Annotated in this window: 15 protein-coding genes and 1 tRNA gene; 9 read left to right on the forward strand and 7 right to left on the reverse strand. The window is 38.6% G+C overall.

Going from position 1 to position 12,791, the window contains the following annotated elements:
* Window positions 1-123 precede the first annotated feature (123 nt).
* Window positions 124-387: a hypothetical protein gene (locus tag AC0VYT_RS07945; protein ID WP_005019902.1), complete on the reverse strand. Its 264-nt coding sequence runs from the start codon at window positions 385-387 to the stop codon at window positions 124-126.
* Between the two features lie 266 nt (window positions 388-653).
* On the opposite strand from AC0VYT_RS07945, the gene AC0VYT_RS07950 reads away from it, so the two are divergent.
* Entirely contained in the window at window positions 654-851 is a 198-nt protein-coding gene (locus AC0VYT_RS07950; protein WP_005019896.1) for a hypothetical protein, read from the forward strand.
* A gap of 56 nt (window positions 852-907) precedes the next feature.
* On the opposite strand, the gene AC0VYT_RS07955 is transcribed toward AC0VYT_RS07950, so the two are convergent.
* Window positions 908-1,489, reverse strand: a complete 582-nt coding sequence (locus AC0VYT_RS07955; protein WP_005019894.1) for an FxsA family protein — start codon at window positions 1,487-1,489, stop codon at window positions 908-910.
* 120 nt (window positions 1,490-1,609) lie between these two features.
* Between AC0VYT_RS07955 and ruvC the strand changes: the two genes are divergently transcribed.
* The gene (gene ruvC / locus AC0VYT_RS07960) at window positions 1,610-2,155 is read left to right on the forward strand and encodes a crossover junction endodeoxyribonuclease RuvC (protein ID WP_005019893.1); all 546 of its coding nucleotides are present in this window, start codon (window positions 1,610-1,612) and stop codon (window positions 2,153-2,155) included.
* A 22-nt stretch (window positions 2,156-2,177) separates the two neighbouring features.
* Window positions 2,178-2,795 (forward strand): LysE family translocator, encoded by a 618-nt coding sequence (locus AC0VYT_RS07965; RefSeq protein WP_005019892.1) that lies wholly within the window; start codon window positions 2,178-2,180, stop codon window positions 2,793-2,795.
* Here the strand turns inward: AC0VYT_RS07965 and AC0VYT_RS07970 are convergent.
* Window positions 2,792-4,255 carry a bifunctional ADP-dependent NAD(P)H-hydrate dehydratase/NAD(P)H-hydrate epimerase gene (locus tag AC0VYT_RS07970; protein ID WP_005019891.1) on the reverse strand — a complete coding sequence of 488 codons (1,464 nt, stop codon included), beginning with the start codon at window positions 4,253-4,255 and terminating at the stop codon, window positions 2,792-2,794. The two genes, AC0VYT_RS07965 and AC0VYT_RS07970, sit on opposite strands and share 4 nt — an antisense overlap.
* Before the next feature lie 24 nt (window positions 4,256-4,279).
* Here AC0VYT_RS07970 and queG point away from each other — a divergent pair, with 24 nt between their 5' ends.
* The 3 genes from queG to bioB all read left to right on the forward strand — a co-directional run bounded on the left by queG (window position 4,280) and on the right by bioB (window position 6,810).
* Window positions 4,280-5,371, forward strand: coding sequence for a tRNA epoxyqueuosine(34) reductase QueG (gene queG / locus AC0VYT_RS07975; protein WP_005019889.1), 1,092 nt, complete (start codon window positions 4,280-4,282; stop codon window positions 5,369-5,371).
* A 111-nt stretch (window positions 5,372-5,482) separates the two neighbouring features.
* Window positions 5,483-5,656 (forward strand): hypothetical protein, encoded by a 174-nt coding sequence (locus AC0VYT_RS07980; RefSeq protein ID WP_005019882.1) that lies wholly within the window; start codon window positions 5,483-5,485, stop codon window positions 5,654-5,656.
* 152 nt (window positions 5,657-5,808) lie between these two features.
* Complete coding sequence (gene bioB / locus AC0VYT_RS07985; RefSeq protein ID WP_005019880.1) at window positions 5,809-6,810, forward strand: biotin synthase BioB; 1,002 nt, start codon at window positions 5,809-5,811, stop codon at window positions 6,808-6,810.
* 55 nt (window positions 6,811-6,865) lie between these two features.
* On the opposite strand, the gene AC0VYT_RS07990 is transcribed toward bioB, so the two are convergent.
* On the reverse strand, window positions 6,866-7,078 hold the full coding sequence (locus AC0VYT_RS07990) for a hypothetical protein (RefSeq protein WP_005019879.1): 213 nt from the start codon (window positions 7,076-7,078) through the stop codon (window positions 6,866-6,868).
* 706 nt (window positions 7,079-7,784) lie between these two features.
* Here AC0VYT_RS07990 and AC0VYT_RS07995 point away from each other — a divergent pair.
* Window positions 7,785-7,861, forward strand: a tRNA-Ile gene (locus tag AC0VYT_RS07995).
* A 323-nt stretch (window positions 7,862-8,184) separates the two neighbouring features.
* Here AC0VYT_RS07995 and AC0VYT_RS08000 read toward each other — a convergent pair.
* A complete protein-coding gene (locus AC0VYT_RS08000) occupies window positions 8,185-9,039 on the reverse strand; it encodes a hypothetical protein (RefSeq protein WP_005019876.1) in 855 nt (284 codons plus the stop codon).
* A gap of 384 nt (window positions 9,040-9,423) precedes the next feature.
* Here AC0VYT_RS08000 and AC0VYT_RS08005 point away from each other — a divergent pair, with 384 nt between their 5' ends.
* Together AC0VYT_RS08005 and AC0VYT_RS08010 are read left to right on the forward strand one after the other, a co-directional pair.
* On the forward strand, window positions 9,424-9,651 hold the full coding sequence (locus AC0VYT_RS08005; protein ID WP_005405020.1) for a hypothetical protein: 228 nt from the start codon (window positions 9,424-9,426) through the stop codon (window positions 9,649-9,651).
* Between the two features lie 590 nt (window positions 9,652-10,241).
* On the forward strand, window positions 10,242-10,991 hold the full coding sequence (locus AC0VYT_RS08010; protein ID WP_005019870.1) for a YebC/PmpR family DNA-binding transcriptional regulator: 750 nt from the start codon (window positions 10,242-10,244) through the stop codon (window positions 10,989-10,991).
* A gap of 50 nt (window positions 10,992-11,041) precedes the next feature.
* On the opposite strand, the gene AC0VYT_RS08015 is transcribed toward AC0VYT_RS08010, so the two are convergent.
* Complete coding sequence (locus AC0VYT_RS08015; RefSeq protein WP_005019868.1) at window positions 11,042-11,524, reverse strand: Lrp/AsnC family transcriptional regulator; 483 nt, start codon at window positions 11,522-11,524, stop codon at window positions 11,042-11,044.
* A 481-nt stretch (window positions 11,525-12,005) separates the two neighbouring features.
* Entirely contained in the window at window positions 12,006-12,770 is a 765-nt protein-coding gene (locus AC0VYT_RS08020) for a glutathione S-transferase family protein (protein WP_005019867.1), read from the reverse strand.
* Window positions 12,771-12,791 lie beyond the last annotated feature (21 nt).

Here is a 12,791-nt window from a genome sequence, read left to right on the forward strand (position 1 = left end):
AGCCAATTGATTTGAAATCAATTGGCTTTTTTATAGGTCATGCCCATGCAGGCTGTAAGAAGTTTGTTTAATTGCCCATCCTTTAGCGCAAAATCTCCTCACCTCTAAAAATTTATGATAATCCTACTGAGGCTTAGTCCAAGTATGAGCTGGTGTCCGGTCATGGTTAAGTACATCTAGCAAGGTTGTTTGTACAGGCACATCCTGATGATCCTGAAAATACACCTGAACTACTGTAATCGTCATGACTACTGCCAGACATGCAGTGATACAAAACATCCAGAACCCGAAAGGGCTCCGAATGGAGTGAGAGCCGCAAGCAGGGCATTCTTTTTCTGTTGATGAAACCACTTTATTGCAACATGCACAATGATATTGGTACAACATAGGTATCCTCCTATTTTATCGTTTTTGTTATTGTGAGTTTTACACAACTGCTGAGTACAATAGGTATTACTACTATTATCTTATGGTAAAGAAATTGCAATTACAATGCATAAATTCTAGGCAAAATCATTTAAATCGACAGTACGATAGCAGCAACAACGTATGATAAAAATATTCAGTAATTTTACTCTTGATGAGAACTACATTGTTTTAATATTGGCATGATATTTTGTTAAACTGCTATTTTGCCAAAGGAGACCCCAGATATGGTCCAGCTAATCAGTAAAGGTGGCTTTCGTGAACGGGCAAACCGGAGCCAAAAGTATAAAAATTCCGAAAATTCACAGACCGCACTCCGCCCTCGTACCTATAACTGCGTTGCGCCATTAGCAGACGATCAACCTGAATATAAAGATGAAAAACCAGAAAATGATGCAATAAGTGAGATAGAGGATGAAGGTTAAAATACTTTCATTAAAAAACCAGATCATTAGATCCGGTTTATAAATTTATCGATAAATCATTTTTGTTTAACGTCTTTTAATTCTATTTTCTTAGCATCAGGTGTTACTTCACGTGCCTCGCCATCAATAATGGTAGAGTCACGCCCTCCTTTTCCACCCTGTTGGTTCTGCATATCCTGCATCTGTCGCATCATGTCAGCAAATGGATTCTGTCCGCTACCGCCCATATTCTGCATATTACCACCCATCATTCCACCCATCATTTTTTCAAGCATGGCCTGTTGACGTTTAGCCATAATTTTCATGAGTGCATCACGGAAAACTCTCTGTACAGCTGGAATCAAAATCAGCACTGCGAGCACATCTGTAATGAGGCCTGGAACAAGCAGTAAAAACCCGGCCATAATTTTTGGAAGATTATTAGTCAATGACGAATCTGCACTCATTTGCCCCATCTGCATTTGTTGCATCTGTGGCATTACACCGGCAGAGTATTTCCGGATAAGATTCATACCGATAAAAAAGGCAGCAATAAACCAGAAAAATACATACCACATACTGCCAACGAGGTCACCCACTCCGATCCAGACGAGTATTTCCAAGACCAAGACAGCAAAAACAGTAAGAAATAATTTCATGAAAATTAATCTAATCTCAACAAAATAAAGTGTGTAGCCTTCAGGTAATGCATCACCTTCAAGCTTTTTTAATACGCTTATGTAACAATAAGGGCATTATTCCATTTTTAAAGTCCCAGTATGTCATTAATTATCGGTATTGATCCCGGTTCACGTTTAACAGGTTATGGAATCATTGAAAAAGAAGGAAATAAATTACGCTTTATTGATGCCGGTACTATTCGTACAGAAAGCCAGGATATGCCTGAACGCTTGAAACGTATCTTTGCAGGCATTGAGCGGATTGTGAAATTTCATGGACCAACAGAAGCAGCCGTCGAACAAGTATTCATGGCACAAAATCCGGACTCTGCTCTGAAACTCGGTCAAGCACGAGGTGCCGCTATTGCAGCTTTGGTTAATCTTGACTTACAAGTTGCAGAATATACGGCTAGACAGATCAAACAGTCTGTTGTCGGTTATGGTGCTGCGGACAAGGAACAGGTACAAATGATGGTAATGAAACTATTAAACCTCTCAATTCGCCCACAAGCGGATGCTGCGGATGCCTTAGCTGCCGCCATTTGTCATGCACATGCTTCTGGTAGCATGAGCAAACTTGCTGTATTAAATGTGCTGGGTGGTATGGCTCGTGGCCGGAGCCGTAATAGTAGTCGACGCCGTTAAAATGATTTCTACTGGATAAGACATGAACCATTTAGAGTTACTCTTATACATCAGTAGTGTCGTCCTGATGATTATTATCCCCGGCCCGGTACTGTTATTGGTGGTTGGTACAGGCCTACAGGCCGGCTATCAAAAAGCTTTTAAAACTATTTTAGGAACTAATGCAGCTTCACTAGTACTGATTTTTATTTCAGCACTTATTCTGAAAGGTTTTCTTTCACTAAATGCTTCTTTTCTGGATATTTTGAAATGTCTAGGCAGTCTTTATATTTTATATTTAGGCTGGCAACTAATCCAAGACAGCAAACAGAAGCATCAGGCTGAAATCCAGATGTTGAACCCCAAATTCGGCGGATTTACTAAGGGTTTTCTGGTAGGTATTTCGAATCCTAAGGATATTCTGTTCTTTAGTGCATTTTTTCCACAGTTTATTCAGGTAATGCCAGAAATAAACCAGAGTCTATTTCTATTAACTCTGGTCTGGATAATTCTGGATTTTATGACCTTGAGCCTAGCCTATTTGCTATTTAAGCGAGTTAGCCGTTCTTTTGCATATCAGAGAATTCTACTGATATGTGGTATTTTACTGTTTACCATTGCAATATATGGCTTGTATAGCGGTCTAGGCAGTCTGCTCTAACGGTTTACCACCTGATAAATTGTCTGAGGCATATGCTGGGCCTGTAAGCCACGTTCACCACTTTGTGCCAGCATATCACCCGCTTGGGCATGCAGGCTGATAATCTCATGTAAATGAATATTGTCATGGAACTGTGCTTTTAGTGCGGCTATCATACCGGATAAAACATCTCCCATGCCGCCTGTTCCCATACCCGGATTACCTTCAGTGCAGATCCACAATTGCTGGCTTAATATGAGGCTGCCTGCACCTTTGAGTACCCATTGGCCGTGATATTTCTGCATCAACTGATGAATAGCCGCTATTCGGTCCGCTTCAACCTCACTGACTTTTACACCCAGCAATTTTGCTGCCTCACCCGGGTGGGGCGTCGCATAAAAATGAGTATCTAATTTGGCATTAGCTGCGGCTAAAAACCAGAGCGCATCAGCATCAAGTACCACTTCTAGCTGTTTAGCCTGTTTTAGTTCAGGAAACCATTGCTGAAACTGCTGACCTGCCCAGTTATCACGTCCTAATCCCATACCGAAGCAAACTGCATCGACTTGATTCAATATTTCACAAATAGAGTCTTTATTTAAGTCATGAATATCTTTAAGCATGATATTGGGAGAACGGGCCAGAATGGGGGTATGATGTTTACTGTTACAGACCACAGTAACCTTTCCGGCACCCGCAGCAAAAGCAGCTTCGGCTGCCATAATCACAGCTCCTCCCATATCGGCATGTCCGCCCACCACCAGCACATGGCCATAACTGCCTTTATGCCCTGAGGCTTGACGTTTTGGCAGTTGAATCTGCTTTGGACACAGGCTTGCTATTGGTTCCAGTTCATCATCTACAGGGATAAGAGATAAAAGTTGAACCTGACCAGAAAACTCTTTGCCCTGCCCGGTATATAAGCCGGCTTTTAAAGCCAATAGTGTACAGGTATGATCCGCCTTGACGGCACAAGGCAAGGGTTTCCCTGTATTTGCCTGTAAACCACTAGGCATATCAATTGAAATTTTCAGACCTGTTTTCTGGTTAAGACTATGGATAATCTTTTGCCAATCCTTATCCAAAATACGATTTAGCCCAATTCCAAATAAAGCATCAATATGACAGTTAAAATATTCTGGAACATCGAAACTGTTATGAATTTTTATATGCTGCCTCTGTGCATATTGGATTGCCGAATGTAAATCTGCCGACTCTCCTGGCACAGCCGCGAAAATTTCAACATCATAGCCTGCGCCCGCCAGATAAGCTGCTACCAGATAGCCATCCCCGGCATTGTTGCCCTGTCCGCACCAGACTGCAATACGCGGAACAAGCTTTTTATACTGAAGGCACTGAATAATATACTGGGTCATTTGCCAGGCTGCTTGCTGCATCAGTCCAAAAGAAGAGTTTTTCTGGCTAAACCAGCGTCGTTCCCATGCTTGAATTGCCTGGCTATGATACACTTGTTTCAGCATTATTTTTTCCTTCCTATCCGGTTTATGTCCGAATCTTTACCTTCCCGAAAAATTGATCTGGCACAGCTGGATGCCGAGGCACTCAAGCAATGGATCAAGTCTCAGGCACTTGATCTGGGCTTTGCCGACTGCGTGGTTGCCAAGCCCGATGCCCAGGCAGAAATGGCCCGTTTTCAGGAGTATCTGGATCGAGGCTATCATGCCGATATGGATTACTTAAAGGAAAATTTAGAAAAACGTGCTGATCCCACCCTGCTGGTACCCGGAACTAAAAGTATTATCTGTGTTCGCATGAACTATCTGGTAGAAACACCCAAACCGCGCTACGTACCCTATGAACCCAACTCGGCCATTATTGCCCGCTATGCTCGTGGCCGTGATTATCATAAAATCATGCGTGGACGACTTAAAACGTTAGCCAGCCGTATTCGCGACAAGGTCGGAAACTTTGAATCACGTCCTTTTGCAGACTCGGCGCCTATTTTTGAGAAATCGCTGGCAGAAAGTGCCGGGATGGGCTGGACAGGTAAACATACCCTATTAATTCATAAAAAATCCGGCTCTTTCTTTGTACTTGGGGAACTTTTTACTTCGCTAGATCTGCCTTTTGATGAACCGGCAACTGCGCATTGTGGTTCCTGCTCGGCCTGTATTGATATCTGCCCGACTCAAGCTATTGTTGAACCGTACATGCTGGATGCACGTAAATGTATTGCTTATTTAACTATTGAGTATAAAGGTATTATTCCTCAGGAATTACGCCATGGTATTGGTAATCGGGTTTTTGGTTGCGATGACTGCCAGCTAATCTGTCCCTGGAATAGTTTTGCAAAAAAAGCCACTATAGAAGATTTTAATCCACGTAACGGTTTAGATAATATCAGCCTGCTGGAGCTATGGCAGTGGGATGAAGAGACTTTTCTTAAAAACACTGAAGGTAGCCCCTTAAGACGAACCGGCTACCAGAGCTTTAAGCGTAATATTGCAATCGGGCTGGGAAATGCGCCTTATACAACTGAAATTGTAACGCAGCTTGAACAGGCCAGAACAAAACATGATGAAATTGTAAACCATCACATTGACTGGGCAATTGAACAACAGATCAGCAAATCATAAGCTTTCAATTTTTACGTCTCCTCACAGTTTCCCACATAAGCCCTACATTTTCATACTCTCGTTTATGGCATAAAAAAGATACCAAATGATTTTTGTGAAGAGGAATTTATCATGCATCAGCAAAATAAAGACCAGAATCAACATCAGCAGCCCCAAAACCAGCAACAGCAAGGCACCCCACAACCACCACAAAATACACATCATGAAGAAGACGACCGCGCGCTGAATAAACAGCATCGGGCGGATCTGCAAAATCAAAATATTCATGGAAATCACCGTGAATAATTAAAATTAATATGGTAAAAACATTTAAATGAACAAAGTCCATGCGCTGGGCTTTGTTTTTTTATATTCCGTCATATTTTGCTAATGAAGCTGGCATCGGTTTTGCTTAATATGCACAGTAATGAACTATATAAATGACTAGGGACAGACATATGAGCAGCACCCGTCCGGTACGTAATGATTGGTCTCGAGAAGAAATTGAGGCTTTGTATCAGCAGCCTTTTTTGGATCTGATTTTTGAAGCCCAGCGAATTCATCGCGAGAATTTTCAGCCGAATACTATACAAGTCAGCACGCTTCTTTCGATCAAAACCGGTAAGTGTCCGGAAGACTGTAAATATTGCTCACAGTCAGCGCATTATGATTCCAATCTTGAGGCAGAAAAACGTATTGCTGTAGAAAAAGTAATTCGTGAAGCCAAAGAAGCTTTAGAGTCTGGTTCTTCTCGTTTTTGTATGGGTGCTGCATGGCGTAATCCGAATGAACGTGATATGCCTTATGTACTGGAAATGGTTCGTGAAGTTAAGGCTCTTGGCCTTGAAACATGTATGACTTTAGGTATGCTGAATCAGTCTCAGGCAGAACGTTTAAAAGATGCAGGACTGGATTATTATAATCATAACCTAGATACATCCCGTGAATACTATTCTCATATCATCAGTACCCGTACTTTCGATGACCGTTTAGATACCCTTGACCATGTACGCCAGGCAGGAATGAAGGTATGTAGCGGAGGTATTGTCGGGTTAGGCGAAAGCAAGCAGGACCGTATTGGCTTACTACATGAACTGGCCACTCTTCCAGTTCATCCTGAATCCGTACCAATCAATATGCTGGTACCGATTGAAGGTACGCCTCTTGCTGATGTTGAAAAACTGGATGTCACCGAATGGATCAGAACTATTGCGGTTGCCCGCATCATCATGCCACAAAGTTATATCCGTCTTTCTGCCGGGCGTGAATCACTTTCTGATTCAGATCAGGCTTTGGCCTTTATGGCGGGTGCCAACTCCTTGTTCTCTGGAGAAAAACTTTTAACGACACCAAATGCAGGTGAAGGCAAAGACCGCATTCTCTTTAATAAACTGGGGTTAAGTGCCGAGAAAGCCAAGCCAACAGTTGCTGAACTCAGTATAGATGCCATGTCAGCTTAAATAGATATATAAATTTAAAAAGCCCCAAACCGGGGCTTTTTTATATCTCTGCTTTCTAGGAAGACGTCAGTAAAACGCCATAACTTGCATTAAGATAATTACCTTTACGAATCACATCACTACCTGCAGCATGATTCACTATTAACTCGCCAGTCTGCACATCATAAGAAAAACTGTCGAAACTGTCCTGATGCTGACATAGCCAACAAAACGTATCAGCAAGATTATCATCTACAATATAAGTTGTAGCTTTAAAATCCTTAGTCATGCTATTTCCTATCGCCTTTCAAGTTTTAAAATTTTTAAATGAATTCAAGATAATTATAAAAAAAGACTGCTGTCCGAAAACAGCAGCCTTTATAAAATTCTTCAGGTTTTATAATAAAAATCGAATTAGATTTGATTGAAACATACCAGGTTCATGGGTATCTTAAACCAATAGATATACATCTAGTTCCTATGATCTCCGCATTTACGACACTCTTTTACCTCATTAAATTCTGAGAACTGCTCATATTCATAGGCATGCATACAGAAGAGTTTTCTTAACAACTGAAACATTGTTTTGCTCCTTGTTACTATAGTTATGGTTTCTTCCTGAAACGGTATCGAAAGTTTGTTGTGTACTTTCAATTTATTTATTAACATGAATTAAACAAAAAGACAATATTATTTTTTAATTCACTATAAATAAATAAGCAATTGTTTTCATTTTGTTTTTGAAAAAACCAAAATCTAAATACTTAATTATTAAACAGTTTAAAATTACTTACTAAGCTTAACTTCTTAAAGAAATTTTTTATGGCAAGCTAATACTTTTCTTATCACCGCATTTATTTGCTTCGTCATTTTAATCTCCTAAATTTGATGAATAAAACAGCATCTCTCCAGTTTTTTTTGAGAAATGCTTGTGTTTACTTGAGAATTTAGCTAGTATTGCTATCGCAAAAATGCTTTAGATATAAGCATTTATAGGGCCTATAGCTCAGTTGGTTAGAGCAGCGGACTCATAATCCGTTGGTCCCGTGTTCAAGTCACGGTGGGCCCACCATATATTAAACCTCATAATTCGTGAATTATGAGGTTTTTCTATTAATGTTGACTTATATAACTTTATAAATTCCACTAATTTATTTTTTAATAAATTAATACTTTTAGTAGTAAATCTTTTAAAGTTTTTATATGACCAATTAAAGCAAAATTTATTTATAAACCAACTCATATTTTAATTTTGAATCTCATTAGCCTATTATTCTTAAAAACCAAGATTATTCTAATCATTTAAAATCATTAAATTGGTTTATTTTAAAATACAGTCTGTTTTTAAGTTATCACTCAATATTTGATTTATTATTTAACTAAAAGGTCTTTTGATTATTTTTTTTCATATTCCACATAGATGTGCTTGGCTTGATCATACATAAATAGACTTTTGTAAGACTTCTTTGGCTGATCTTGGTCAATATAAGTCACTTCAACAGGATAATAAGTGTTCTGGTTATTAACCACTCTTAATGTTGATGTAACAATGGATGCAAACTCAGGACGATCTGCATAGTAACTTGATGTATCGTTACCCGCCGAGCCTATTTCAAGAACTTGAACTCTCCCGACATCAGGCAACAAGACCGCATACCAAGTCGAAATTTCTTGCCCCCCTGCACCTGTAAAAGTTGCAAGCGTATAACTTCCTATCATGTTCTTGCCAAACGGTCTTAAATTTTTCTGTAAGTCATGTTTAAAACTAAAATACAAATGCCCACCGGCTGTAGGGATATCTTTCTGATTTAAAGCTGAATTGACTAACTGGAAATGGTTGTCCTGTTTTTTAAATATAAATAAATCTACTGTACTTGAGCAGGCTCGGCAGTCCTGAATGTATCCATTATTGATTTTTACTTTTTCAATAATAACCAGGTAACGAGTTTCACCTTGTGGATTTTTATATTCAATACTAGGATGAAAAAAACCCAATATATTTGGTTCAAGCTGTTGATAAGGGTAAGATTTAAAATAATCATTGAGTACGGGTGTCACATGCGCCAGAGGCTCATTGAGTATTTTAGGGTAAACCATTTGCACAAATGTATTTACAGACAGTGTTCCAGAAGAAGTCTTTAGAGTAGTGGTCGGTTTAGCAGTATCGATATAAGGTAAAACTGTTTGGCATCCAATGATCAACCCTGTATTTACACAGATAATTGCAGACAATAAATATTGTTTTTTCATTATATATTCCATCGTTGTTCTACAGGAATTAATAAAATTATAGGTGAGTTAAATTTTATCAATAAACAAAGAACCTTATAATATATTAAAATCCTTGTTATCCTTTAATACAAAGTTAAATATAATTTTTTAATAGCTTACTTAAATGTATTGCGCTATCAGTTTTATTATAATATTACACACAACCTATTGAAATATTATATTAAAAATAATTATATATTTTTAGATCTAGCTTAGTATTACAGTAATCACATCTTATAAAATAAACACTTAATTGTTCTAAATTTAAGCGATTTTTGCTCATAAAACTTAACTATCTAGAGCTATACACCTATAAAATAATAGATCTAAATACTCCTCAGTTGAAAAAAGGGTGTCATGATTATGGCTAAGCGTAAGCAAAACAGTGAGTTTTTTCAGGTTCGAAGAATTGGAAAACAATGGTGGGTTTGTCAGATTGATAAATTATCTTCAACACCAACTGTCCTTGTCAAAAAGGTTGAAAACTTAGCTACACAAAGTCAGGCAAATTGTATTGCTGATGATTATGATGAGCAATATCGGGTAGATCTCTATATTAAGGAAAAATGGCTGGCTACAAAGAACTGTTAGGCTCTTGATCTTTATATAAAGATAAAACAGGAAGATAACCGCTGTAACAGAGCATTTCCCAAAGTGCTTTGTTTAAAACAAGGTTAATTATTTGCGATGATGAGCTTCCAGGTAGATTTCAATCGCACTCCAGACACAGATCAGAATAAAAATAGCCAAACCAACGCCGATAAGCGTTAAAAACATAATCGCTTCCCCTTACAGTACTAAACAGTTTAGGCCCACCTGTTAGACTAAAGTCGTATACAGCCTGTTAATTTATAATTTTTTCTAAACAAATTACAAGTAATTTTATAATTTTAATTTAATTAATATAATTTTTTATGAGTTTAGCCTCTAAATTTTGGTTGTTTTAATGAGCCTAAAGCTCAGCTATTTTCTATGAATGTGCTCGCAAGACTAAGAGCTTAAAGTTGAAGCTGCAGTTTAATTAATTTGTTTTATCTAAATCTTCTTGTTAGAGCATCAGCTTCTAAAGATTTTTCGGAAACTTCGCTTAAAAGCTGGCAGTGGCCTGTTTTCAACAAATCAGTGGCTATGCTAACATTTCAACCCGAAATTTTAGTTTATAAAACTGGAGCATAATTCGCATGGCGGGTCATTCCAAGTGGGCCAATATTAAGCATCGCAAAGCAAAACAAGATGCAAGTCGCGGTAAAGTATTTACCAAATACATTCGAGAAATTGTAACGGCTGCTAAACTCGGCGGCCCGGACGCGGCCAGTAACCCACGTCTTCGTGCTGTAGTCGAAAAAGCGCTTTCAGTAAATATGACGCGTGATACAATTAACCGGGCCATTCAACGTGGTGCTGGTGGTGAAGATAATGATGATTTAAAAGAAATCACTTATGAGGGTTATGGCACAGGTGGTGTAGCTGTACTGGTAGAAACCATGACAGATAACCTAAACCGCACTGTTCCTGATGTTCGTCATTGCTTTAGTAAAACTAATGGTAATCTTGGAACTTCAGGTTCTGTGGCTTACTTGTTTACCAAACGTGGTGAAATCTCTTTTGATGATCTGTCACTTGAAGAAAAAATCTTGGAGGTTGCTCTAGAAGCTGGTGCGGAAGATATTGAAATTTCTGAAGATGAGATTTTAGTTATTACCACACCAGAGAGCTTCGGTGACGTTCAGGATGCACTTAGTGCGGCCGGCTTGAAGTCAGACAATGCTGAGGTTGTAATGAGTCCTTCTACCAAAGCAGAAATTACCGATATTGATCAAGCTAAACAAATCATGAAAATGATTGATATGCTAGAAGACTTAGATGATGTACAAAATGTTTATACCAACGTTGAGTTTTCAGATGAAGTACTGGCTCAGCTTGATGCCTGATTAAATATTATTAAAAAGCGCCAGAACTGGCGCTTTTTTATTTTTAAGCTTTATACTTGCTCTGGAACTTTATTTAGCAAGTTATAACAATTAAACACTTTATATTCTTTAATTACAAAGCTTGAATGCAACGCTACAACATGCTCGATTTTCCCCATCCGTTTAAGCAGAAAATCGCTATAATTTTCCATATCGGTAGCAACAACTTCAAGAATAAAATCGGCAGACTGGCCGGTAACCAAAAATGCATTAATAACTTCAGGAAGCTCTTCGACTTCTTGCAGAAATTTTTCAAAGGTATCACTGTCATGTTTACTCAGGGATACTTGTAGCAAGACATGCAACTTAAAACCTAGTTTTTGAAAATTGATATCACGCTTGAGATTAGTCATCACCTGATTTTCAATAAGCTGTTTGATACGGCGGTGTACCGAACTTACAGAAAGATTAATTCGCTCAGAGAGTTCATTTAAATTCAGGTCTTCGTGTGTCAATATTTCAAGAATTTGCTTGTCGAAACGGTCCAGTCCCATTCTGAGCTCCAGTCATACCGTATATTGAATCATGCTGTGGTACTTATGGTCAGATTTATTTTTATAATCAAATAAATTTTTAGGGTCAAGGGAAAACATGATACTGTTTCCTTCTAGTAGCTATACGTGGATAACCTATAGCCTGTTTCATAAACTTTTGGTTTATATAACTGAAGTCGAATTAAGACCTTGTGAGTTTAGTCAGTGCCCATCTCCCAATAAGCTGACCCTCTTTTCGATCCCTATCACACCCTGACTATCAATTTAACAGCGGCTGAGTCGAATTATTTCCCTTTAATCATTTAATTTCAATATTTTTAGAAAAAATTTTTCACTTTAAGTTTTATTCTTTAAAAATTTTACCAAATTAATGGCTTTTAAGTTTTTTTATTCTCATTATTTTTCACTTTTGCAATATTTTTTATCTCTAGATATTTGGAAAGCCTTGCGATAACAAGGTTTATATTACTTATATACCCAGCTACATTCCACGCCAGTCTACTCGGGCATTACGTTCTGTCTCATAAATACGCTGAATATATTGACCTAAAGGTAAATCAAGTAAATAAGATTGATAATTCATGAAATCTCCCGTTCTGTTCTCTTCATGCTCATTTTCCCAAGGTGTTTCGCCAAGCTCAAGCAAAGGCGCCAGCATGGAACATACTGCGATATCGGAAAGACCTAAACGGTCACCAACAAAGTAACGTCCTCCATTTTTGATCAATGCGCTATTTAGCTGTTCTATCAGCTCAGTCATTCTGGCTTTAGATTCAGTTACTTTTTCAGATTCGAGCTGGTATCCCTTGGTTACAAGCGTTTTGATTAAAGGTTTTGAAAATTTCTCAAACTGACGCATATACCCCTGTTCACCGAGCATGATTTCTAAAGGCTCATCGCCCTGTGATAGTGCTTGGGCCAGCCCCCAGCGACGGACATGTTCTCCGAGTTCAGAAGCAACATTATTGATCTGCAATGCCTGCTCTCGCAGCTCCGGGTCACGTCGTAGTAAACTATGTTCAGGATAGGTCTCATCCAGATATAGGGCAATTTCTGTAGAGTCAGCAATCCAGTAGCTGTCATCTTTCAAAACGGGCAAGCTGTTCTGTCCGGTTTTCAATTGGGTAAAGGCCCGGTGAAAGCCTGGAATCAAATTATGCGCAACATAATCTAACTCTTTATGGTCGAGTAACCAGCGAGCTTTCTCACAAAAATGAGATAAAGGAAACTGGTATAAAGTACGCATAAAAACTCCGGATTATTCTTC

This window comes from Acinetobacter sp. QJM3NY_42 (assembly GCF_056173745.1).

What these genes read in the sequence shown, in the direction of transcription:
- AC0VYT_RS07945 (WP_005019902.1), bottom strand. Translation starts at nt 387, where the DNA reads ATGTTGTACCAATATCATTGTGCATGTTGCAATAAAGTGGTTTCATCA.
- AC0VYT_RS07950 (WP_005019896.1), top strand. Translation starts at nt 654, where the DNA reads ATGGTCCAGCTAATCAGTAAAGGTGGCTTTCGTGAACGGGCAAACCGG.
- AC0VYT_RS07955 (WP_005019894.1), bottom strand. Translation starts at nt 1,489, where the DNA reads ATGAAATTATTTCTTACTGTTTTTGCTGTCTTGGTCTTGGAAATACTC.
- ruvC (WP_005019893.1), top strand. Translation starts at nt 1,610, where the DNA reads ATGTCATTAATTATCGGTATTGATCCCGGTTCACGTTTAACAGGTTAT.
- AC0VYT_RS07965 (WP_005019892.1), top strand. Translation starts at nt 2,178, where the DNA reads ATGAACCATTTAGAGTTACTCTTATACATCAGTAGTGTCGTCCTGATG.
- AC0VYT_RS07970 (WP_005019891.1), bottom strand. Translation starts at nt 4,255, where the DNA reads ATGCTGAAACAAGTGTATCATAGCCAGGCAATTCAAGCATGGGAACGA.
- queG (WP_005019889.1), top strand. Translation starts at nt 4,280, where the DNA reads ATGTCCGAATCTTTACCTTCCCGAAAAATTGATCTGGCACAGCTGGAT.
- AC0VYT_RS07980 (WP_005019882.1), top strand. Translation starts at nt 5,483, where the DNA reads ATGCATCAGCAAAATAAAGACCAGAATCAACATCAGCAGCCCCAAAAC.
- bioB (WP_005019880.1), top strand. Translation starts at nt 5,809, where the DNA reads ATGAGCAGCACCCGTCCGGTACGTAATGATTGGTCTCGAGAAGAAATT.
- AC0VYT_RS07990 (WP_005019879.1), bottom strand. Translation starts at nt 7,078, where the DNA reads ATGACTAAGGATTTTAAAGCTACAACTTATATTGTAGATGATAATCTT.
- AC0VYT_RS08000 (WP_005019876.1), bottom strand. Translation starts at nt 9,039, where the DNA reads ATGAAAAAACAATATTTATTGTCTGCAATTATCTGTGTAAATACAGGG.
- AC0VYT_RS08005 (WP_005405020.1), top strand. Translation starts at nt 9,424, where the DNA reads ATGGCTAAGCGTAAGCAAAACAGTGAGTTTTTTCAGGTTCGAAGAATT.
- AC0VYT_RS08010 (WP_005019870.1), top strand. Translation starts at nt 10,242, where the DNA reads ATGGCGGGTCATTCCAAGTGGGCCAATATTAAGCATCGCAAAGCAAAA.
- AC0VYT_RS08015 (WP_005019868.1), bottom strand. Translation starts at nt 11,524, where the DNA reads ATGGGACTGGACCGTTTCGACAAGCAAATTCTTGAAATATTGACACAC.
- AC0VYT_RS08020 (WP_005019867.1), bottom strand. Translation starts at nt 12,770, where the DNA reads ATGCGTACTTTATACCAGTTTCCTTTATCTCATTTTTGTGAGAAAGCT.